The following is a 21,167-nucleotide window of genomic DNA, read 5'->3' as shown; positions in this document are numbered from 1 at the left end:
GGTGCTGGAGATACTGGCTCATCCACCTTTGGTGCTGGCACCGCTGGTTCTTCTGATTTTGGCGCTGGAGATACTGACTCATCCGCTTTCGGCGCTGGAGATACTGGCTCATCCGCTTTCGGTGCTGGAGATACTGGCTCATCCACCTTTGGTGCTGGAGTTGCTGGCTCTTCTGTTTTCGGTGCTGGAGTCGATGGTAACTCTGCTTTTGGTGCTGAAGTCGATGGTCCTTCTGCTTTTGGCATTGGAGACGCTGGTGCCTCTGCTTTCGGTGCTGGAGTCGATGGTTCTTCTGCTTTTGGCATTGGAGTCGATGGCGCTTCTACTTTCGGTGCCGGAGTCACTGGTACCTCTGCTTTTGGCGCTGGCGCTTCAGAACTTGGATTTGAAGCTACAGGTTGATTTGTAGTTCCTATATTTGAAGGGGCCTTGTCTGCTGCTGGACTTGATTCAGTTGAGTTTCCTGACCCATTTGTAGTATATGCAGATGGAGCATTTAAAGTTTCTGACCTTGTTTCTGCTTTTGACGCTACTGGAGCTTCTGTTTCTTCCTTAACTTCTGGGCTTGTCTCTGCTGGTGCTTCTGAGGCAAGTTCTTCACCCGATTCTTCCGCTCTTTCCACTACTGGAGCTGATACAGGCTGATAGACTGGGCTATAGTTCACAGCCATTTTTTCAACTTTCTCAGTGACATCTGTTAATTCAAAAGTAACAGCTTTTGTCTCTTGATCTTTCTTGAGCAAGACTTCGTAAGTGCGAACTTCGCCACTTGCACCACTTTCCTTGATGACAATCTTGTGTTTTGTGACTGTATCTGAAATCGTTTCAGCTTCAGTAAAGTACAATTCATTGTGCGGTAAGAATAAATTCTTGCCTGAAGTTTGATTCATTTCTTGGAGTACATCTACAGGGATATTACTTGCTTCGCTGATAACACTTAATGTGTCCCCCCACTTAATAACATACTTAAATAAATCACCTTCTTTTTGAATATCAGCCTTTACTTCTGCAACTGTTCTGGCTACCCAGACACCATCTTGTTCATTAGCTGATACAGTTGGAGCTAAAAAGCCCAGACCTAGTAGAATCACACCTGTCGCAACAATTGCACCAGTTCTCAATTTTCTAAAACCACGGAGGGACAAGCTTCCTCTAACATTTGTTTGTCTCATAATGTTTATTTTTCCTCACTATTCTATATTTTCCAAAGTAAACCCTGCCTAGGTCTACTAGCCTATGTTTGCGATATGGATAGGCTTCTACAGATTTATCTATCTATTTTCAAGATAAGATTTCTATAGATTTTTATGCACAATTCCATATATAAGTTATGAAATTCCTTTCTAATAAATTCCATAGCTTTAGTATATCATATTTAAACACTAAAGTACAAAGAAAGCAACTGAAAGCAATGATTTTCACCACTGCTTTCAGCTCTATTTTGTATTGTTAAATAGCCATTCTCTATCCACCATTCTTGAATAGAAAAACAAGATGCTTTCTCTATTTCCAGAATCATTTTTTCAAACTTATTCACCATCCAGCAAGAGCTCTTTTGGTTGTTTTCTAAGGAGATTGCTTGAAGCAAGTGCCATAACGAGAACCACTAAAACCAAGGCCAGGACAAAGACGATAATAAAGTCTGATGTCTGAATAGAAATGTCTAGACTCGACAAGGTCTTACTAAAGCCATCTACTTCTGCACCACCACCAAGGTTAGAGGCTTGAGCAGCCTTGCTAGCCTGCTTAGCAACACCTGAAGTGACATTGGCAAGAACAGTGTTTCCGATTGCACGTGCTGTGTAGTTGGCTAAGAAGTATGCAGAAACAAGAGCAGGGATGGCAATCAAGATGGATTCAGTGATGAATTGACCCAAGATACTTGCCTGCTTGAGACCAATAGAGAGGAGAATACCCACTTCCTTGCGACGGGCATTGATCCAAAGGCTGAGTAAGAGGGCAAGGAGAAGAACTGAGAAACTCAAGCTACCCCAGAAGAGGAGATTGGCCATCTTGTACATACCAGAAATGGATTGCTCAAGAGCTGGGTAGTTAGATGAGCTCTTAACGAGTGTATAGCTCTTCCAGTTGATACCACTGATGCCATTCAACTCTTTCATAACATCATCCAAGTTCTTGTCCGCTGTTACAAAGAAGGTTGCGTCCCCATAAATAGCTGTGTCTTCTGTGTATCCATAAAGTTTTGCAGCAGTGTGAATGTCTGTAATAGCTGTATTTTCATAGAGTTCTTGTGAGTAAGTCACTGCCGACTTATTGTGACCATCAAAGAGTCCCTTGATTGTCACTTCAACTGTTTCCTTAGCACCTTTTTCATTGTCTGCGTCGTAGACATTGGAGTCCAGTTTAACCTTGTCCCCTACTTTCCAGCCGTGTTTGGCTGCCAAGTCCTTGTGCAGGAGGATCTTGTCCTTGTCGTCGTTGGTTAGGTGCTCACCTTCGACCAACTTATAAGAACCAGAGACAAACTTGTCTTCTTTAGAGGAGTCATTGACACCTGTAATCATCAAGCTACTTCCAAAATGTTTGGCACGGTCAGGTGTCAGATTTTTCTTGGTATCTGGCGTTTCGATGAGTTCATAGCCAGTCAAATCCCCAATAGCGTTGATGCGTTTAACATAAGACTCGATGGCCTTGTTTTCGGTGATTTTTTTGATATCCTCACCCTTGATATTCCCAGCACCACGTGGCGTTCCTTGATTAACGCGACGATTGATTTGCATGGAGAAGCTGTTGGTGATATTTTTAAATGTCTCCTGAGAAGCCTTGGCAGTAGCTCCCTTGATGGACAAGCCGACCAAACTCAAGCTAGCCATGAGGAGAATAATCAGGAAGATGACAATCGATTTGAAAAACTTCCTTGTAACATAGGCAAATGCGTTGTGTAACATAGGTTTCCTTTCTAGATTTTGTTTTATAATCCTATCAAAACAAGCTTAAATTATTTACTAGTATTGCGAGTTTCAGTCAGTTTCTTATCCTTCAACTCAAGTGTAATATCTGACGCTTGTGCCACTTCTTTACTGTGGGTTACGACAATGACACATTTACCTGTTTTCTGGGCAAGTGATTTGAGCAGTTCGACAATATCTCCAGCAGTCTTAGGATCCAAATTTCCTGTTGGCTCATCAGCTAGAATAACTGGAGCTTCTGAGACCAAACTGCGAGCAATGGCAACACGTTGTTGTTGACCACCTGATAACTGGAGAACATTCCGCTTGATCTGGCTTTCATCCAAACCAAGCTCAAGCAGTGTATCCTTGCTTGCCTTTTTATTGACCAAGCGGATATTTTCCAGTGGAGAAAGATAATCTATCAAATTATAATTTTGAAAGACCAGGGAAATATGGTGCATACGATGGTAAGAATAGCCCTTCTTACGAATGTCCTCTCCTTGGAAAAGGATAGAACCTTCAACAGGACTGTCTAGACCAGCAAGGAGGGACAAGAGAGTGGATTTTCCTGCTCCTGACTCACCAATAATACTGTAAAATTTCCCGGGTTCAAAATTATAATTGATCTGATATAAAACTGCCTCAGCAGTGTTCTTATAACGGTAGGTAACATCTTGTAATTGTAATAAAGTCATGATTTCTCCTTCTTAACTAATAGATGATAAAATTTCTTTAGGTGATTTTCTAAATAAGAATAGGAAACAAAGGGCTACAGATAAGCAACTAATCAACAACAGAAAGACATAGGATTCTGCAAAAGATAGGATGCTGGCTGATAAACCGCTTGCTTTGGCTAGCGTATCTTGTAAGGCTGCCTGATCTCCACTTGCAAGTAGGGTTTGGAGTAGGTAAGATGTGATTGCGTTTCCTGCAACAAATGCTGGAAGTAAAGCTCCAAGAGATACCAAAATAACCTCTAAACAGAATTGTAGGAAGATCGAGCTCTTGCCTTTTCCAAGTGCAAGTAAAATCCCCACTTCGTAGACCCTTTCTCTCAACCAGAGAGACAAGACCAAAATTAAGGCTCCAGCTCCAGCTATCAACATCCCATAAAGGAAGATGGTTAGGAAGGTTTGGAAGGTTGCAACTGAGTCTTTGATTTGTTCAAAAGCCTTGTTTTCCTTTTCGACTTGATAGCCTTGATTTTCCAAAGACAAGTTTTCTACCTGCTTCATGAGTCCTTCCATTTCCTTAGGATTTTCTACATAAAAGCGCGCTGCACTGACTAGAGATTCACCATTTCCCAAAAGGCTTTGGCTACTTTCATAGTCTGTAAAGACTTGGTTTTCACTGAAGTCAGAAGACAAGCCCGTAAATTTCTCTTGTTTTTTACCAGAGAAGATTCCGACGATTTCAAACTCGACAGTTTGTCCTTTCCCAGCTTCTGACTGTCCAGCATCCAAGCGAAGCTTGTCATGAAGCGAAAGACCGTTCTTCTTAGCCAACTCTTCGTGGATGATGATTTTCTTTGAATCCCCTTTTTGAAGATGTCGCCCTTCTTTTAAGTTGAAAGCCGAGCTGGTGAAGGTCACATCCTTGGATGAATCCTCAAGAGCCGTTAAGCTAACCAGGTTCCTGTCCGCAGCTGACAAATCATCACGTTCAACGCTCTGCTCGCCACTCACTGCTTCCTTGTCTTTTAGTTTTGCGACCATCTCGAGTTCAGGAGAAACATTTTCCAGTCCCTTAATCTTGCTTACAGATGCTAGGTCTGACAACTTGAAAGTCTGCCCATTTTCTATCTTCTTAATAGAAAAAGAGGTATTGAGTGATTTGTAAAGATTGGTTTCAACTGTTTTGTTGGACTTCATCAGAGTCAAACAGGCTGAAATTCCAGCCAATAGGACCAATAAAATCAGAAATAAAATAAAACTTCTCAGTCGTTTTCTGCTGACATAAGCCCAAGCTCTTTGGATTGGATTCATTTGTCACCTCCATATTTGTAAGACTATTATAAAATCCAAATATGAAATGTTTATGAAATATAAAAAAAGAGCAAAATTTTTTTGCTCTACTTGAATTAGATGAAAAAAAGAGCTAGCCTAAGCTAACTCTTATCCTATGCGGAGAGAGGGACTTGAACCCTCACGACCTAAAGCGGTCACAGGATCCTTAGTCCTGCGCGTCTGCCAATTCCGCCATCCCCGCGTCGATTACTTCACTAGTATATCAACTTTTAGGATACTTGTCAATACTTTTTTCAATTTTTTTCATTTCATCAACCAAATTACTCTGAAATTTCATTTAGATTTTCATCTACTAACTTAGCTCCGAGTGTATTTTTGAAATGATCTAGGGCAAATTGATGGTTTTCAGGCCAGATGGAAGCAACAGCTGGTTTAACAATCTCGATATCATATCCTAGATTATAGGCATCTATAGCTGTATGCAGGACACAGATATCCGTCAAAACTCCTGTTAAAATAACGGTAGAAATTCGACGCTCTCTCAAACGGATATCCAGGTCAGTCCCTGAAAAAGCTGAGTAATGGCGTTTATCCATCCAAAAGACACGACTGTCTGAACCATGCTCTTGATAAAAGGTCCCCAAATCTCCGTATAAATTGCGTCCACTAGTCCCAATCAAATTGTGAGGAGGAAATAGCTTGCTTTCTGGATGGAAACAATCGTTTTCTTCATGAGCATCAATAGTAAAGAAGATGTAATCTCCGCGTTCAAAAGCTAATCGAGTTACCTTGCTAATGGCTTCCGAAATCGCCTGAGCTGGAGCACCTGCTGTCAGCTTCCCACTATCAGCAACAAAATCTTCTGTATAATCAATCGAAATCAAAGCTTTAGCCATTAGTAATCTCTTTTCTTCACTTCTTCAAAAATATCTGAAATCAAGACCTTAAGGTAGGTTCCCTTCATTCCAAGTGAGCGACTTTCAATAATCCCTGCCGACTCAAGTTTACGAAGGGCATTGACAATCACAGAACGGGTGATTCCGATACGGTCTGCAATCACAGACGCAGTCAACTGCCCTTCATTTCCATTTAACTCCCCTAAAATGGCTGAAACAGCACGAAGTTCGGAGTAAGAAAGGGTATTAACCGCCATGGTAACAGCAGTACGGCGACGGATATTTTTCTCATCTTCTTCACGCTGGAAGTTAAGGAGTTGAATCCCAACAACGGTACTCGCAATCTCAACAAGAATCAAGTCCTCGTCTTCGAATTTTTTATCATTGCGCCAAATAATCAAAGAACCAAGGCGAATCCCTGATACATGGATTGGTGCAATGGTCGTCAAACCATCTGGAAAGTCGGCACGACTTTCCACAGGAAAAATACTTAAATCATGATCAACTGTCAGATTGGCTTCTGTATCGTAAATCATGTTCGCACCTTGAATGTAGTCATCCGGGAAAATTTTAGTTTGGAAGAATTGCTCGACACGATCTGTATTGGTTTTGTAACGCATAAAATAGCCAAGGAGACGTCCCTTGCTATTAACGATACAGGCGTTACAGTCAATAATATCTGCCAATTGACGGGTAATCGCATTGTAGGGGAGTTCTTCCTGCAACTGCTCCTCTGAGCGCTTCAGGATAGAAGTAATTTTTCTAGTTTTTTCTAATAAATGTGCCATTTTTCACCTCGAATTTAATCGCTATCATTATAACATAAACAGCTTGAATTTTCAATTATTATCTGAAAATTGCTTATTTAATTGCAATTTGAAAAAACAAGAATATTTTTAATTAAATTGCTTCTTTTCTATTGACAAGCCCCTTATTTTTGTGTATTATAATATTACAAGAAGATAATATATTTATTTTATTTATCTTTCTTTTTCCATTCGGTCTCCTTATATAAAAAAGCGATTCATTTTGAACCGCTTTTTATTATTTATCGCCCTTGTTACGAATCACAAAGCCTGTTTTCTTTTCGCTTGAAGTATTGCGTGGTTTTTTATTATCCTTACGGTAACGTTTTTCCTTATCAAAACGATCGTTGCCACGACTTCCTTTTTTGAAATCATCACGGCGACCACCACGACGGTTGTCTCCTCGGCGATTATCACGACGGTCATCTCCACGACGACCTCCCTTAGCGTTACCACCGAAGCCATTACCTGATGGTTTAAATGGCAGTGGTTTTTCACGTGCAATCTCCACTTCAGGAAGACTATCTGGGTCTTGAACAGTCAGACTCAAGATATACATTGCCAATTCTTCTGGAGTAAATTCGGCAGCTAGCTTACGAGCATCCTTACCAAATTTCTCAAAGTTGCCACGGATAGTTTCATCTGCAAAATCACGTTCGATTTTCTTGAGAGCTACCTGTTTTTTTGCTTGGAAGGCTTCTTCTGCACTTGCAGGTTTGAGACCTTTCATGCGTTTCTTGGTCAAATTCTCAATGATTTGGAGGTAGCCCATTTCATTTGGTGATACGAAAGTAATAGACTGACCTGACTTACCAGCACGACCTGTACGACCGATACGGTGAACATAACTTTCAGGATCTTGTGGAATATCGTAGTTATAGACATGGGTCACACCTGAAATATCCAAGCCACGCGCTGCAACATCTGTCGCAACCAAAACATCAAGATTGCCATTTTTAAAGTCACGAAGGACACGAAGACGTTTGTTTTGGTCTAGGTCTCCATGAATTCCTTCTGCACGGAAGCCACGGATTTTAAGACCACGAGTCAATTCATCTACACGACGTTTTGTACGACCAAATACGATAGCAAGTTCTGGTTGTTCCACATCCATGAGACGAGTCATGGTATCAAATTTTTCTTGTTCTTTAACACGAATATAGTACTGGTCAACCAATTCTGTTGTTAATTCCTTAGCCGCAATCTTCACATGCTCAGGTTCTTTCATAAACTGAACACCGATACGTTTGATGGCATCTGGCATAGTTGCTGAGAAAAGCAAAGTTTGACGGTTTTCAGGGACACGAGAAATGATAGCTTCGATATCTTCAAGGAAGCCCATGTTGAGCATTTCATCTGCTTCGTCAAGGATGAGGGTTTCAATATCTTGTAATTTCAAGGCCTTGCGTTTAATCAAGTCCAAGAGGCGACCAGGTGTTCCCACCACGATATGGGCACCAGATTTAAGAGCCTTAATTTGTTTTTCAATGCTTGATCCGCCATATACTGAACGGACTTTAACTCCCTTACTACGACCAAAGCGGAACAATTCCTCCTGACTTTGGACAGCAAGTTCACGTGTTGGAGCGATAACCAAAGCTTGGATGGTCGCTTCTTCTGTACGGATTTTTTCAAGGGTAGGCAAGCCAAAGGCTGCAGTTTTTCCTGTACCAGTCTGAGCTTGACCGATAACGTCCTTGCCTTCAAGGGCCAAGGGAATGGTTTGTTCTTGGATCGGACTGGCTTCTACAAAACCAGCTTTTTCAATCTCTGCTAGCAAATCAGCAGACAAGTTTAATTCATTAAATTTCACGTTCTTCTTCTTTCTAAAGGTGGTGCGAAGCCACCCTATAGGGCTTAGTTTATACTTTTCTTTTTATGACGTATTTTCATATACTGGATATAAAATCGTGTTGCTTCTTTTCCACAAAAGAAAAGTACTGTTTTCTTTGCAACCTATCTAGTATAACACAAGAGAGAAGCAAAAGATAGTTAAATCCGTCTATAATGTCATGTAAACGATTTTTCTGAGAAAATGAGGATGAAATTTCCACTATTTCATAAACTTTTTTAAAGCGTAGCAGAATTGTGCAAAAGTTTTTTTCTTGTGCTAGAATGAAATTCGAATAGGAGGAACTCTAAATGTTAACTTATGATTTAATCGTTATCGGATTTGGTAAAGCTGGTAAAACACTAGCTGGTAAATTGGCTTCAGCTGGCAAAAAAGTTGCCCTCGTTGAACGTAGCAAAGCTATGTACGGTGGAACTTGTATCAACATTGGTTGTATCCCAACTAAGACTTTGCTGGTTGCTGCTGAGAAAGACTTGCCTTTTGAAGAAGTGATTGCTACCAAAAACACTATCACTGGTCGCCTCAACGGTAAAAACTATGCTACTGTTGCTGGTACAGGCGTGGACATCTTTGATGCGGAAGCTCACTTCCTTTCAAATAAAGTCATCGAAATCCAAGCTGGTGATGAAAAGAAAGAACTGACTGCTGAAACAATCGTCATCAACACTGGTGCTGTTTCAAACGTCTTGCCAATCCCTGGACTTGCTACAAGCAAAAACGTCTTTGACTCAACAGGTATCCAAAACTTGGACAAATTACCTGAAAAACTTGGAATTCTTGGTGGCGGAAATATCGGTCTTGAATTTGCTGGTCTTTACAACAAACTTGGAAGCAAGGTCACAGTCCTAGATGCCTTGGATACTTTCCTTCCTCGTGCAGAACCTTCCATCGCAGCTCTTGCTAAACAATACATGGAAGAAGACGGTATTGAATTGCTTCAAAATATCCGTACTACTGAAATTAAAAATGACGGTGACCAAGTGCTTGTCGTAACTGAAAATGAAACTTACCGTTTCGACGCCCTTCTTTACGCAACTGGACGCAAACCAAATGTAGAACCACTTCAACTTGAAAATACAGATATTGAACTAACTGAACGTGGTGCTATTAAAGTAGACAAACATTGTCAAACAAACGTTCCTGGTGTCTTTGCAGTTGGAGATGTCAACGGTGGCCTTCAATTTACTTACATTTCACTTGATGACTTCCGTGTTGTTTACAGCTACCTTGCTGGAGATGGTAGCTACACGCTTGAAGACCGTCTCAATGTACCAAACACTATGTTCATCACACCTGCACTTTCACAAGTTGGTTTGACTGAAAGCCAAGCAGCTGATTTGAAACTTCCATACGCCGTTAAGGAAATTCCTGTTGCAGCCATGCCTCGTGGTCACGTAAATGGAGACCTTCGTGGAGCTTTCAAAGCTGTTGTTAATACTGAAACAAAAGAAATTCTTGGAGCAAGCATCTTCTCAGAAGGTTCTCAAGAAATCATCAACATCATCACTGTTGCTATGGACAACAAGATTCCTTACACTTACTTCACAAAACAAATCTTCACTCACCCAACCTTGGCTGAGAACTTGAATGACTTGTTTGCGATTTAAGTTGAGATTTAATCGTATCGAACAGCCCTCTGAGGGCTGTTTTCATTTCTGCGAAATCTCATACTCTTCGAAAATCAAATTCAAACCACGTCAGCTTCACCTTGCCGTACTCAAGTACAGCCTGCGGCTAGCTTCCTAGTTTGCTCTTTGATTTTCATTGAGTATCAAATCTGTCTTTTCCCTCTTTTATGATATAATAGAAACATGAAATTAAAAACTACTTTGGGCCTCCTAGCTGGGCGCTCTTCCCACTTCATTTTAAGCCGTCTTGGCCGTGGAAGTACGCTCCCAGGAAAAGTCGCCCTTCAATTTGATAAAGATATTTTACAAAACCTTGCTAAGAACTACGAGATTGTCGTGGTCACTGGAACCAACGGAAAAACCCTGACAACTGCCCTCACTGTCGGCATTTTAAAAGAGGTTTATGGTCAAGTTCTGACCAACCCAAGCGGTGCCAACATGATTACAGGAATTGCGACAACCTTCTTAACCGCCAAATCTTCTAAAACTGGGAAAAATATTGCCGTCCTAGAAATCGACGAGGCCAGTCTATCTCGTATCTGTGACTATATCCAGCCAAGCTTATTTGTTATCACGAATATCTTCCGTGACCAGATGGACCGCTATGGTGAGATTTACACAACTTACAAGATGATTTTGGATGCTATTCGTAAAGTGCCTACTGCCACTGTTCTCCTTAATGGAGACAGCCCACTTTTCTACAAGCCAGCTATTCCAAATTCTGTACAGTATTTTGGTTTTGACTTGGAGAAAAGACCAGCCCAGCTGGCTCACTATAATACAGAAGGGATTCTCTGTCCTGACTGCCAAGGAATCCTCAAATATGAGCATAATACCTATGCAAATTTGGGTGCCTATATCTGTGAAGGCTGCGGATGTAAACGTCCTGATATCGACTATCGCTTGACAGACTTGGTTGAGTTAACCAACAATCGCTCTCGCTTTGTCATTGACGGACAAGAATACGGTATCCAAATCGGTGGTCTCTACAATATCTACAACGCCCTAGCTGCGGTTGCCATCGCCCGTTTCCTTGGTGCAGATTCACAACTCATCAAGCAAGGATTTGATAAGAGCCGTGCTGTCTTTGGACGCCAAGAAACCTTCCATATCGGTGACAAGGAATGTACCCTCGTCTTGATTAAAAATCCAGTCGGTGCAACTCAAGCTATCGAAATGATCAAACTAGCACCTTATCCATTTAGCCTATCTGTCCTCCTCAATGCTAACTATGCAGACGGAATTGATACCAGCTGGATCTGGGATGCTGATTTTGAACAAATCACTGAGATGGATATTCCAGAAATTAACGCTGGAGGTGTTCGTCATTCTGAAATCGCACGTCGCCTACGAGTAACTGGCTATCCAGCTGATAAAATTACTGAAACAAGTAGTCTGGAACAAGTTCTTAAGACCATTGAAAACCAAGACTGCAAGCATGCTTATATCCTGGCTACCTATACTGCTATGCTTGAATTCCGCGAACTGCTGGCTAGTCGTCAGATTGTTAGAAAGGAAATGAACTAATGGTTTATACTTCACTTTCCTCAAAAGCTGGCAATTACCCTTATCAGCTCAACATTGCTCACCTCTACGGAAATCTCATGAATACCTATGGGGACAATGGAAACATCCTCATGCTCAAGTATGTTGCTGAAAAGCTGGGAGCCCATGTGACGGTTGACATCGTTTCTCTCCATGATGACTTTGATGAAAATCACTACGACATCGCCTTTTTCGGTGGCGGTCAAGACTTTGAACAAAGTATTATTGCAGACGACCTACCTGCCAAAAAAGAAAGCATTGACAACTACATCCAAAACGACGGTGTGGTTCTGGCTATCTGCGGTGGTTTCCAACTATTGGGTCAATATTATATTGAAGCTTCAGGGAGACGTATCGAAGGACTAGGGGTCATGGGACATTATACCCTCAACCAGACCAATAACCGTTTTATCGGTGACATCAAGATTCACAATGAAGATTTCGATGAAACCTATTATGGTTTTGAAAATCATCAGGGCCGTACCTTCCTCTCAGATGACCAAAAACCACTGGGACAGGTTGTCTATGGAAATGGAAATAACGAAGAAAAGGTCGGCGAAGGAGTGCATTATAAAAATGTTTTCGGTTCTTACTTCCACGGGCCTATTCTCTCTCGCAATGCCAATCTGGCTTATCGCCTAGTCACTACAGCCCTCAAGAAGAAATATGGTCAGGACATCCAACTCCCTGCCTATGAAGACATTCTCAGCCAAGAAATCGCTGAGGAATACAGCGACGTCAAAAGCAAGGCTGACTTTTCTTAAACCAAGAAAAACCATATCAAAGAGCTCCGTTATCTTGTCGGAGTTTTTTTGTCTTTTCTTTTACCCTTCTCCCTTGCATTTTCTCTCATTTTTTGCCAAAATAGAGGGGTAGAAAGAAGGTAGCATATGTCTAAATTACAACAAATCGTAACATATCTTGAATCAGAAAAACTAGACGTCGCTGTCGTATCTGACCCCGTCACAATCAATTACCTCACTGGCTTTTACAGTGATCCCCATGAACGCCAAATGTTCCTTTTTGTCCTAGCGGATCAGGAACCCCTCCTTTTTGTCCCAGCCCTTGAAGTGGAGCGTGCGAGCAGCACTGTTTCCTTCCCAGTTGTGGGCTATGTGGACTCTGAAAATCCATGGCAAAAAATGAAACATGCTCTTCCACAACTTGACTTCAAACGTGTCGCTGTTGAGTTTGACAATCTCATCTTGACCAAATATCATGGCTTGAAAACAGTTTTTGAAACTGCTGAGTTTAACAACCTCACACCTCGTATCCAACGCATGCGCCTCATCAAATCTGCTGACGAAGTGCAAAAAATGATGGTTGCAGGTCTCTATGCGGACAAGGCTGTTAAGGTTGGCTTTGATAATATTTCTCTTGATAAGACAGAGACAGATATCATCGCCCAAATTGACTTTGCTATGAAGCGTGAAGGTTATGAAATGAGCTTTGATACCATGGTCTTGACTGGTGATAATGCTGCAAATCCACACGGTATTCCAGCAGCTAACAAGGTTGAAAATGATGCTCTTCTCCTCTTTGACCTTGGTGTTCTAGTCAACGGCTATGCGTCAGATATGACTCGTACAGTCGCAGTCGGCAAACCTGACCAATTCAAGAAAGACATTTATAACTTGACTCTTGAAGCCCAACAAGCTGCTCTTGACTTTATCAAGCCAGGAGTGACTGCCCATGAAGTGGATCGCGCTGCTCGTGAGGTCATCGAAAAAGCTGGTTACGGCGAGTACTTCAACCACCGTCTCGGTCACGGTATCGGTATGGATGTCCATGAATTCCCATCTATCATGGAAGGAAACGACATGGTCATCGAAGAAGGCATGTGCTTCTCTGTTGAACCAGGTATCTATATCCCTGGTAAAGTCGGTGTCCGTATCGAAGACTGTGGTGTTGTTACCAAAGATGGCTTTGACCTCTTTACAAACACCAGCAAAGACTTGCTTTATTTTGATTAAAATTCTTCGAAAATCTTCCCACAACAAAACGCATATTACCAAGGTTCTTTGTGTACTGACCCCAAAAAGTTAGACAAATAATTATTGAAAGGATTTAGTTCTGTATTGCACAGGACTGAGTCCTTTTAGTTTAACCTTAATTCGTTTGTTGTTGTAGTAATCAATATAGTCTACAATGGCTTGTTCCAATTGCTTAAGCGACTGAAATGACTTCTCATAACCATAAAACATCTCCGATTTCAGAATGCCAAAGAAGGACTCCATCATACCGTTGTCTGGGCTGTTACCCTTGCGCGACATAGATGCTTGAATTCCCTTACTCTCTAGGAACCGATGATAAGAGTCGTGTTGGTATTGCCAACCTTGGTCACTATGGAGAATCGTATCCTCGTAGTGTTTCTCTGTGAAGGCCTGTTCCAACATCGTTTTTACTTGTTCTAAGTTAGGTGAAGTTGAAAGATTATAGGCGATAATTTCGCTATTAAAACCATCTAAAACTGGTGATAAGTAAAGCTTTTGAGTACTTGCTGGAATGGCAAATTCTGTCACATCTGTGTAGCACTTTTCCATTGTTTTAGAGCCTTTAAATTGACGTTGAATGAGATTCTCTGCCTTCTTACCAACATCTCCTTTATGAGAAGAATATTTTCGTTTCTGTCGCACTTTAGCTTGTAAATTGAGTACTTTCATCAAGCGTTGAACTCTTTTCTGATTTACCAGATAACCACGATTTCTTAGTTCTAAATGAATCCGACGATAACCATAATTTCCCTTGTGTTCGATAAAAATGGATTGAATTTCAGCTTTAAGCTCTTGGTCCTTATCTGGTTTGTCTAGTTGTTTCAAGTGATAGTAGTAGGTCGAACGAGCTAGTTTAATGGATTTTAGAAGAATATCTAACGAAAACTCAGTCATTAATTCTTGAACAATTTCTGTCTTTCTTCTTTCTCTTTTTTCTCCTTCAATCGGAGTTCTCTCAACTTTTTTAGGATGGCATTCTCCGCTCTCAGGTACTCATTTTCTGCTTGAAGACGTTCTAATTCTGTCCTCTCTTCAGGTCTCTTTTTTGGCTTACGTCCCATTTTAGGTACTCTCCCTCTTGTTTTCTCAACAATAGTATACCCATTTTTCTTGTATTGTGCTAGCCAATTAAGAAGTATCGTACGACTTGGGAGGCCGTATTCAAGAGAAACTCTATCTTTAGTCCAGCCTTCATGTAAGACTTTATGAATCATTTCTTGTTTTAAATCAGGAGAATAGTAACGATTTTTTCCTTTTTTGACGAACTCTATTCCGTAACGATCAATCAATTTAATCATATACCTAAGATTAGAATTATTTATCCCAAATTTATTTGAAAGCTTCTCTAAGCTATAGCCTTGTTTTCTAAGTTCATAGATCTGAACTTTATCATCATAAGTTAATTTCATAATAAAAATACCCCAAAAGTTAGATTTTCTCTGTCTAACTTTTGGGGTGCAGTTCATTCAACACCTGATACTATGCGTTTTTCTTATTTGAAAGACTTTTGACTCAGGCTCATTACTTAATCTTCTTGATACTTTGACTAAGGATAAATCCTACAATCATCCCTACCATATTTTGCATGAAATTTGGTAAAATTTCTGGTAGAGCTGCAGCCCAGCCATTCATCAATGTAGAGCCCAAGGCGTAACCCCCTACCATGGCAATCGTTGCTAAGATAAGGCCTAACCACTGAGTTTTTCCTTTAAATCCTGCGAAAAATCCCTGCAAGCCATGGTTGACCAAGCTAAAGAACATCCACTGAGGATAGCCTGATAAGAGGTCAATCAAGAAACCTGCTAGTCCTCCTACTACAGCCCCTTCACGACTACCAAAGTAGAAGGCCGTAAAGAAGACACCCGCATCTAAAAGAGTTAAAATGCCTGTCGGTGTTGGAATTTTTAAGAAATAACCTAGAACCACAGAGAGGGCGGTTAAGAGGGATACAAGGGCGATTTTAGTTGTTTTGGTTTGCTTCATATTGTCTTACTCCATACTGATCTGCTTGTGCAATAGAACGATAAACGAAATCCTTAGAGCTTTCTACTGCTGGTAAAAGTTCATCACCTTTAACCAAGTGACTGGCAATGCTAGAGGCAAAGGTACAACCTGCACCAGCATTTTGCCCTTGAATGACAGGATTTTCTAGGACTGTAAAGTTTTGTCCATCATAAAAGACATCTACAGCCTTGTCCTGACTAAGGCGATTGCCTCCCTTGATAATGACTGCTGGCGCTCCTAATTCATGCAATTTCTGCGCTGCAGCTTTCATGTCTTCCAAGGTTTTGATTTCCTGACCAGTCAATAATTCTGCTTCAGGAAGATTAGGCGTAATCACACTGACATAAGGGAAAAAGCGAATCAACTCTTGACAGAGTTCACTTACAGCTACGTCGTGTGTTTCCTTGCAGACCAAGACAGGGTCCAGAACCACAGGCACTCCTGGGCATTGCTTGATAAAGTCCAAGGCCTTCTCAGCCACACTGACAGTTGGTAGAAGACCAATCTTAATCCCCCCAAACTCCACATCACGCAAGCTATCTAATTCATGTTGAAAAATGGTATCGTCAGTTGGAAAGACTTCAAAGCCCTTTTCCGTCAAGGCTGTCAAACAAGTCACTGCTACAAAGCCATGCAAGCCGTTCAAGGTATAAGTAGCCAAATCAGCTGACAAACCACCACCACTAAAAATATCATTTCCAGAAAGTGCTAAAATACGATTATTCTTCATAACGAATCTCCTTTAAATATAAACCATTTGGTGCTGCAGTGGGACCTGCAAGCTGCCTGTCCTTTTTCTCCAAGATGAGGTCAATCTGCTCTACTGGCATGCGGTTATTGCCGATTTTAAGCAGTGTCCCCACCATATTACGAATCTGCTTATACAAGAAACCATTTCCTGAAAAGGTAAAGGTCAAAAACTGGCCTGTCTCATCAACCCTAAGACTAGCTTCTGTGATGGTGCGAACCTTATCCTCTACACTAGTCCCAGAGGCTGTAAAGCCGGTGAAATCATGGGTTCCCTCTAATTTTTTGATAGCCTCCCGCATCCGTTCCACATCAAGCGGATAAGGAAAGTGGGTGGCATAGTGACGGCGCATAGGATTTTTGGGACGTCCTCTATCCACGATAAACTCATAGGTCTTGCTATGCTTGGCATAACGGCAATGAAAATCATCCGCCACAAGCTCAATCGAAATCACATCAATATCTTCAGGAGACTGGGTGTCCAAAGCAAAACGGAGCTTCTCCTCATCCATCTGATAAGGTAGATCAAAATGAAGCACCTGTCCCAGAGCATGAACCCCACTATCTGTCCTACCAGCACCGTGAACAGTAATGGCTTGCCCTTTATTTAACCTGGTCAAGGTTTTTTCAATTTCTTCCTGAACGCTACGCGCATGAGGCTGGCGCTGAAAACCAGCAAAGACGTAACCATCATAGGAAATAGTTGCTTTATATCTTGTCATAACTTCTATTTTATCAAGAAATTAGTCTGTAAACAAGGCCCTAAATCAAATAGTGTCTGGGTACAAAAATCCAAAAAAGAAAAACTTAGGAAACCAATCCTAAGCTCTCTTTTGAAGTAGGTACATGACAAAGATAGAGGTTACAATTAACCAAGATCCTAAGATAGCAAAGACCAACATCCCATTGTGAGTTAATAAGCCAATTGCACCTAGAACGAATGGAGTCGTAAAGGCTCCGAAACTACAGCCTAAAACTGCAAATGAGGTTGCTTGATTGAGGAGTTTAGCTGGAATTCTTTCAGAGACAAGTTGAAAGACTGTCGTCAAGGCTACACTGTAGGCAAAGCCAGCCAGAATACTTCCTGCCACTACCACCCACAAGGATGGAGACAAGGCAATCACAATTTGCCCCAAGCCGAAGGTAATACCAGACCAGAGGAGCAGTTTCTCTTTAAATATTGAAATCAGGAAAGAAAAACTCACACCAGCCACAATCCCGATTAACTGCATGACACTAAGAACAAAACTAGATAACTGGGCATCTCCCAGTCCTCTTTCCACCATCAGACTTGGAATACGGATGGTAATAGCTGTATTGGTACAAACTACAACCGCCGCTTCAATAGCTAAGATAAAAATCAAGCCCTTCATTTCCCGAGTTAAGCGACTTGCTTCCTTCGTTTTTTTCTTGACTTCTTTCTTTTCTTTTCCATAAGGTACAAAGAGCAGATAAAGGATCAGAACTAAAAATCCAGCACTATAAGCTAAGAAAGTAGCTGTCCAACCAAAGGCCAACAATTGGCCGACTGCCAAGGTAATGAGAGAAGCCCCAACGACCTCTGCAGAACCGCGTAGCCCTAACATCTGAATTCTCGTTTTTCCTTGATAGCGTTCACTGATAATAGAAATGGCCTTGGCATTGATCATCCCAACACCTAAACCAAAAAGAATCCGTGTTCCAAAGACAAAAGGATAAGCTTGGTACCAAAAGGGAGCCGTTCCACTCAGTGATAAAATCAGCAATCCCAAACTGATCTGTAAGCGCTCAGGAAATATTTTTTCTAAGAAACCATTTAGTAATAACATAATCATGATTCCAAAGGAAGGCAAGCTCGCCAAGAGCTCAATTTGTTCCTTAGGATAACCTTGATAATAGTCAAACATGGCTGGCAGGGCACTCGAGATGGAAAAGGACGTAATCAAAACGAGGGAGAGAGCCAAAATACTGGCCCGTTCTAAAAATTGTTTCATGAAATCTCTTTCTATATTTCTCTTAATCTTCTACTTTTTTGATAGTCATCAAACAAGCAAGAAAAGAAGAAGCCTCTTTAGTGTACAGACTCCTTCTTAAACTCGAAAATGAATCCCTTGTGTCTTATACTCAATGAAAATCAAAGAGCAAACTAGGAAGCTAGCCGCAGGTTGCTCAAAGCACTGCTTTGAGGTTGTAGATGAAACTGACGAAGTCAGTAACCATATATACGGCAAGGCGAAACTGACGTGGTTTGAAGAGATTCTCGAAGAGTATTAGGATGACTTTCTCTTTATTTGCTTGATAAAGTAGAAGATAAATCCTGCCACCATATAGGCAACAAATATAATCAGACACCACTTGAACACGACATCCCACCCCTTGTTCACATTCAAAAAGAAGTAAGGGAAGGGACTGACCTTAGAATTAGGAACATCAAGTTTCAGTACCAAGCCATTAAAAAGAGCAAAAATCATATAAAGTAAGGGTAAAATTGTCCACACAACTGGATCCCAGATTTTGTATTGACCCTGTTTGTCAAAAAAGAGGGTATCTGCTAAAAACCAGAGGGGAACGATATAGTGGCAAAGGAAATTTTCTAGAGTATAAAAATTAGTCGCAATGGGCGCCAGGAGGAAATGGTAAATCACACAGGTAATCATGATACTCATAGTGACTCCACCTTTTAAGCGCAAGAGACTTGATCTTTGCCAGTTGTCACCTAAACGGCTCATAACCTTTAGGAGATAGAGCGTAAAAATCGCGACTAAAAGGTTGGACAGAACCGTATAATAGAGCAACATCCCAAAGCCACCATGCTTGGCGATTTCAAGATAAACTCCCGTAAAAGCCGCTAGAAACAAGAAGATACGGCTATAAAATACAAGTTTATAGTGTTTTGACATGCTTAAATTTTCTTCACAAACTCTGATTTGAGTTTCATGGCACCAAAGCCATCAATTTTACAGTCGATATTGTGGTCGCCTTCTACGATGCGGATATTTTTCACGCGCGTCCCTTGTTTCAAATCTTTTGGCGCACCTTTTACTTTCAAGTCCTTGATGAGGGTTACAGTATCACCGTCAGCCAATTTATTCCCGTTGGCATCGATAGCAACAAGGCCCTCTTCTACATCTGCAACTTCAGCAGGATTCCACTCATAAGCACACTCTGGGCAAACCAGTAGGGCACCGTCTTCGTAGACATACTCTGAGTTACATTTTGGGCAATTTGGTAGGTTGTTCATGGTTTCTCCTTATCATCATTCACTATTCTTTGAAAATCAAAATTTCTCGAACAGCAACTATTATACCTTAAAATCAGCATTTTGACAAATATAGAAAAAAACCGATATCAATCTATCGGCTTTTCTACATCTACATTCTTTTTTTAGCTTCTGCTTTGATTTTTTCAACTACTTCTTGAATGTTCAAGCCAGTTGTATCAAGGTAGACAGCGTCCTCTGCTTGTTTGAGAGGCGAAGTCTCACGATGACTATCCTTGTAGTCACGCGCAGCAATTTCCTCTTTTAGGGTTTCAAGGTCTGTTTCAATTCCCTTGGCAATATTTTCCTTGTAACGACGCTCTGCTCTTTCATCTACCGAAGCTACTAGGAAAATTTTCAATTCTGCTTGTGGCAATACAACAGTCCCAATATCGCGACCGTCCATGACAATACCGCCTTGCTGGGCAATCTCTTGTTGGAGAGAAACTAGTTTCTCACGCACTTCAGGAATTGCTGCGATGGCAGAAACATGATTAGTCACTTCATTTTCACGGATAGGATGGGTAATATCCACATCTCCTACAAAGACAAGCTGTTCTCCAGTTTCTGAGCGCCCGAAACTGATTGGATGCTGGTCTAACAAGGTTAGAAGTGCTTCAACTTCTTCTACTCCTAACTGGTTTTTAAGAGCCATATAAGTCGCTGCACGATACATGGCACCTGTATCGAGGTAGGTATAACCAAAATCCTTGGCAATAATCTTTGCGACTGTACTCTTACCACTCGAAGCAGGACCGTCAATAGCAATTTGAATTGTTTTCATATCAACTCCTATTTGATTTTGACAACATCACCTGGATTAGCAAACCAAGATCCTGTAGCCATATGGCCAGGATTCAAGGCCTCTAACTGAGCAATCGAGATTCCTGCACGAGCGGCAATGGCTGCTTCTCCTTCTCCAGCCATAACTTTTGTAGTTCCTTCTGGATCAGTTGGATGTTCTGAACTACTAGATGACTCTTCAACCTTCTCCTCTGAACTAGAAGATTCCTGCTCTGAACTACTAGATGTAGAAGAGACTTGCTCTACTTTTGTATCTGAATCGTGAAAATCTTTCAAGGCTGCTGTGCGATTACTCCCACCCGATGAAAGATAGATAAGAACAATAATCATCACAACTACAATCACAAAGAAAATACTTGCTAAAATAGTCAAGATACGATTAGCCAGCACTCCTCCACCTTGTTCTCTCTTACGACGTTCTGATCTTGTTTCTTCTTGATTCTCATAAATATCTTCTTGCCACGGTTCTTTTGCCATACCTTACTCCTTGTTTTTTTTTACTTTTCTTATTACAATATAAATATGAAAATCACACTTATACCTGAACGTTGCATTGCCTGTGGGCTTTGCCAAACTTATTCTGAATTATTTGATTACCACGATAATGGAATCGTGCGTTTTTACGATGACCCTGACCAACTAGAAAAAGAAATCTCTCCTAGTCAGGACGTCATAGAAGCTGTTAGAAACTGTCCGACACGTGCCTTGATTAAAGATTAACTCTAATATCGACAAGAACGTTCCACTCCTTCTAGTTTAGCATATTTCTATGCA

21 protein-coding genes and 1 tRNA gene are annotated in these 21,167 nt (G+C 41.1%); 5 read left to right on the top strand and 17 right to left on the bottom strand.

The window, feature by feature from the left end; genetic code table 11:
- The 8 genes from M1G05_RS01025 to cshA form a co-directional block, all read right to left on the bottom strand.
- The coding region (locus tag M1G05_RS01025; protein WP_345773037.1) for a LysM peptidoglycan-binding domain-containing protein at positions 1–1,172 on the bottom strand (1,172 nt) is incomplete at its 3' end.
- Positions 1,173–1,529: 357 nt separating this feature from the next.
- Complete coding sequence (vex3, locus tag M1G05_RS01020) at positions 1,530–2,909, bottom strand: ABC transporter permease (RefSeq protein ID WP_247952765.1); 1,380 nt, start codon at positions 2,907–2,909, stop codon at positions 1,530–1,532.
- 50 nt (positions 2,910–2,959) lie between these two features.
- Positions 2,960–3,607 (bottom strand): ABC transporter ATP-binding subunit Vex2, encoded by a 648-nt coding sequence (gene vex2, locus M1G05_RS01015; RefSeq protein WP_000173750.1) that lies wholly within the window; start codon positions 3,605–3,607, stop codon positions 2,960–2,962.
- Positions 3,608–3,619: 12 nt separating this feature from the next.
- On the bottom strand, positions 3,620–4,897 hold the full coding sequence (locus M1G05_RS01010) for an ABC transporter permease (protein ID WP_247952763.1): 1,278 nt from the start codon (positions 4,895–4,897) through the stop codon (positions 3,620–3,622).
- Positions 4,898–5,034: 137 nt separating this feature from the next.
- Positions 5,035–5,120, bottom strand: a tRNA-Leu gene (locus tag M1G05_RS01005).
- Positions 5,121–5,199: 79 nt separating this feature from the next.
- The gene (locus M1G05_RS01000; protein ID WP_247952761.1) at positions 5,200–5,775 is read right to left on the bottom strand and encodes a cysteine hydrolase family protein; all 576 of its coding nucleotides are present in this window, start codon (positions 5,773–5,775) and stop codon (positions 5,200–5,202) included.
- The gene (codY, locus tag M1G05_RS00995) at positions 5,775–6,563 is read right to left on the bottom strand and encodes a GTP-sensing pleiotropic transcriptional regulator CodY (RefSeq protein WP_000940738.1); all 789 of its coding nucleotides are present in this window, start codon (positions 6,561–6,563) and stop codon (positions 5,775–5,777) included. Before codY ends, M1G05_RS01000 begins: the two co-directional genes overlap by 1 nt.
- A 256-nt stretch (positions 6,564–6,819) precedes the next feature.
- Complete coding sequence (gene cshA / locus M1G05_RS00990; protein ID WP_150922544.1) at positions 6,820–8,394, bottom strand: degradosome RNA helicase CshA; 1,575 nt, start codon at positions 8,392–8,394, stop codon at positions 6,820–6,822.
- A 329-nt stretch (positions 8,395–8,723) separates the two neighbouring features.
- On the opposite strand from cshA, the gene M1G05_RS00985 reads away from it, so the two are divergent.
- The 4 genes from M1G05_RS00985 to M1G05_RS00970 all read left to right on the top strand — a co-directional run bounded on the left by M1G05_RS00985 (position 8,724) and on the right by M1G05_RS00970 (position 13,579).
- Positions 8,724–10,040 carry an FAD-containing oxidoreductase gene (locus tag M1G05_RS00985; RefSeq protein ID WP_247952759.1) on the top strand — a complete coding sequence of 439 codons (1,317 nt, stop codon included), beginning with the start codon at positions 8,724–8,726 and terminating at the stop codon, positions 10,038–10,040.
- 204 nt (positions 10,041–10,244) lie between these two features.
- The gene (gene murT, locus M1G05_RS00980) at positions 10,245–11,588 is read left to right on the top strand and encodes a lipid II isoglutaminyl synthase subunit MurT (protein WP_247952757.1); all 1,344 of its coding nucleotides are present in this window, start codon (positions 10,245–10,247) and stop codon (positions 11,586–11,588) included.
- Positions 11,588–12,370, top strand: coding sequence for a lipid II isoglutaminyl synthase subunit GatD (gatD, locus tag M1G05_RS00975; RefSeq protein ID WP_078238246.1), 783 nt, complete (start codon positions 11,588–11,590; stop codon positions 12,368–12,370). The genes murT and gatD overlap by 1 nt, the downstream gene beginning before the upstream one ends.
- Before the next feature lie 126 nt (positions 12,371–12,496).
- Positions 12,497–13,579 carry a M24 family metallopeptidase gene (locus tag M1G05_RS00970; protein ID WP_000040929.1) on the top strand — a complete coding sequence of 361 codons (1,083 nt, stop codon included), beginning with the start codon at positions 12,497–12,499 and terminating at the stop codon, positions 13,577–13,579.
- An 81-nt stretch (positions 13,580–13,660) separates the two neighbouring features.
- Here the strand turns inward: M1G05_RS00970 and M1G05_RS00965 are convergent.
- The 9 genes from M1G05_RS00965 to M1G05_RS00925 all read right to left on the bottom strand — a co-directional run bounded on the left by M1G05_RS00965 (position 13,661) and on the right by M1G05_RS00925 (position 20,870).
- A protein-coding gene (locus tag M1G05_RS00965) for an IS3 family transposase (protein ID WP_247952755.1) occupies positions 13,661–15,009 on the bottom strand; the annotation gives its coding sequence in 2 pieces (ribosomal slippage) (positions 13,661–14,568 and positions 14,568–15,009; 1,350 coding nt in all).
- Positions 15,010–15,121: 112 nt separating this feature from the next.
- Complete coding sequence (locus M1G05_RS00960; RefSeq protein WP_000814989.1) at positions 15,122–15,583, bottom strand: ECF transporter S component; 462 nt, start codon at positions 15,581–15,583, stop codon at positions 15,122–15,124.
- Positions 15,561–16,334: a bifunctional hydroxymethylpyrimidine kinase/phosphomethylpyrimidine kinase gene (locus M1G05_RS00955; RefSeq protein WP_000794766.1), complete on the bottom strand. Its 774-nt coding sequence runs from the start codon at positions 16,332–16,334 to the stop codon at positions 15,561–15,563. Before M1G05_RS00955 ends, M1G05_RS00960 begins: the two co-directional genes overlap by 23 nt.
- Positions 16,324–17,073, bottom strand: a complete 750-nt coding sequence (gene truA / locus M1G05_RS00950; protein WP_247952753.1) for a tRNA pseudouridine(38-40) synthase TruA — start codon at positions 17,071–17,073, stop codon at positions 16,324–16,326. Before truA ends, M1G05_RS00955 begins: the two co-directional genes overlap by 11 nt.
- Positions 17,074–17,172: 99 nt before the next feature.
- Positions 17,173–18,324, bottom strand: coding sequence for an MFS transporter (locus M1G05_RS00945; RefSeq protein ID WP_023946242.1), 1,152 nt, complete (start codon positions 18,322–18,324; stop codon positions 17,173–17,175).
- Between the two features lie 276 nt (positions 18,325–18,600).
- On the bottom strand, positions 18,601–19,230 hold the full coding sequence (locus M1G05_RS00940; protein WP_084925646.1) for a Pr6Pr family membrane protein: 630 nt from the start codon (positions 19,228–19,230) through the stop codon (positions 18,601–18,603).
- Positions 19,231–19,232: 2 nt separating this feature from the next.
- The gene (locus M1G05_RS00935; RefSeq protein WP_001061596.1) at positions 19,233–19,571 is read right to left on the bottom strand and encodes a zinc ribbon domain-containing protein YjdM; all 339 of its coding nucleotides are present in this window, start codon (positions 19,569–19,571) and stop codon (positions 19,233–19,235) included.
- 130 nt (positions 19,572–19,701) lie between these two features.
- Positions 19,702–20,373, bottom strand: a complete 672-nt coding sequence (gene cmk, locus M1G05_RS00930) for a (d)CMP kinase (RefSeq protein WP_049516459.1) — start codon at positions 20,371–20,373, stop codon at positions 19,702–19,704.
- An 8-nt stretch (positions 20,374–20,381) separates the two neighbouring features.
- Positions 20,382–20,870 (bottom strand): SAG1386/EF1546 family surface-associated protein, encoded by a 489-nt coding sequence (locus tag M1G05_RS00925; protein WP_247952747.1) that lies wholly within the window; start codon positions 20,868–20,870, stop codon positions 20,382–20,384.
- A 45-nt stretch (positions 20,871–20,915) separates the two neighbouring features.
- Here M1G05_RS00925 and M1G05_RS00920 point away from each other — a divergent pair, with 45 nt between their 5' ends.
- On the top strand, positions 20,916–21,113 hold the full coding sequence (locus M1G05_RS00920) for a ferredoxin (RefSeq protein WP_024057475.1): 198 nt from the start codon (positions 20,916–20,918) through the stop codon (positions 21,111–21,113).
- The last annotated feature ends 54 nt before the right edge of the window (positions 21,114–21,167 follow it).

This window comes from Streptococcus mitis (assembly GCF_023109515.1).
Taxonomy (GTDB): Bacteria; Bacillota; Bacilli; order Lactobacillales; family Streptococcaceae; genus Streptococcus; species Streptococcus mitis_CS.
Note: the sequence above shows the minus strand (reverse complement) of the source record. Positions and strands in the feature narration are given on the sequence as shown.

Bases quoted from the DNA above. Each gene is read 5' to 3' on its own strand.
- vex3 (WP_247952765.1), bottom strand. From the start codon at position 2,909: ATGTTACACAACGCATTTGCCTATGTTACAAGGAAGTTTTTCAAATCG.
- vex2 (WP_000173750.1), bottom strand. From the start codon at position 3,607: ATGACTTTATTACAATTACAAGATGTTACCTACCGTTATAAGAACACT.
- M1G05_RS01010 (WP_247952763.1), bottom strand. From the start codon at position 4,897: ATGAATCCAATCCAAAGAGCTTGGGCTTATGTCAGCAGAAAACGACTG.
- M1G05_RS01000 (WP_247952761.1), bottom strand. From the start codon at position 5,775: ATGGCTAAAGCTTTGATTTCGATTGATTATACAGAAGATTTTGTTGCT.
- codY (WP_000940738.1), bottom strand. From the start codon at position 6,563: ATGGCACATTTATTAGAAAAAACTAGAAAAATTACTTCTATCCTGAAG.
- M1G05_RS00985 (WP_247952759.1), top strand. From the start codon at position 8,724: ATGTTAACTTATGATTTAATCGTTATCGGATTTGGTAAAGCTGGTAAA.
- murT (WP_247952757.1), top strand. From the start codon at position 10,245: ATGAAATTAAAAACTACTTTGGGCCTCCTAGCTGGGCGCTCTTCCCAC.
- gatD (WP_078238246.1), top strand. From the start codon at position 11,588: ATGGTTTATACTTCACTTTCCTCAAAAGCTGGCAATTACCCTTATCAG.
- M1G05_RS00970 (WP_000040929.1), top strand. From the start codon at position 12,497: ATGTCTAAATTACAACAAATCGTAACATATCTTGAATCAGAAAAACTA.
- M1G05_RS00960 (WP_000814989.1), bottom strand. From the start codon at position 15,583: ATGAAGCAAACCAAAACAACTAAAATCGCCCTTGTATCCCTCTTAACC.
- M1G05_RS00955 (WP_000794766.1), bottom strand. From the start codon at position 16,334: ATGAAGAATAATCGTATTTTAGCACTTTCTGGAAATGATATTTTTAGT.
- truA (WP_247952753.1), bottom strand. From the start codon at position 17,073: ATGACAAGATATAAAGCAACTATTTCCTATGATGGTTACGTCTTTGCT.
- M1G05_RS00945 (WP_023946242.1), bottom strand. From the start codon at position 18,324: ATGAAACAATTTTTAGAACGGGCCAGTATTTTGGCTCTCTCCCTCGTT.
- M1G05_RS00940 (WP_084925646.1), bottom strand. From the start codon at position 19,230: ATGTCAAAACACTATAAACTTGTATTTTATAGCCGTATCTTCTTGTTT.
- M1G05_RS00935 (WP_001061596.1), bottom strand. From the start codon at position 19,571: ATGAACAACCTACCAAATTGCCCAAAATGTAACTCAGAGTATGTCTAC.
- cmk (WP_049516459.1), bottom strand. From the start codon at position 20,373: ATGAAAACAATTCAAATTGCTATTGACGGTCCTGCTTCGAGTGGTAAG.
- M1G05_RS00925 (WP_247952747.1), bottom strand. From the start codon at position 20,870: ATGGCAAAAGAACCGTGGCAAGAAGATATTTATGAGAATCAAGAAGAA.
- M1G05_RS00920 (WP_024057475.1), top strand. From the start codon at position 20,916: ATGAAAATCACACTTATACCTGAACGTTGCATTGCCTGTGGGCTTTGC.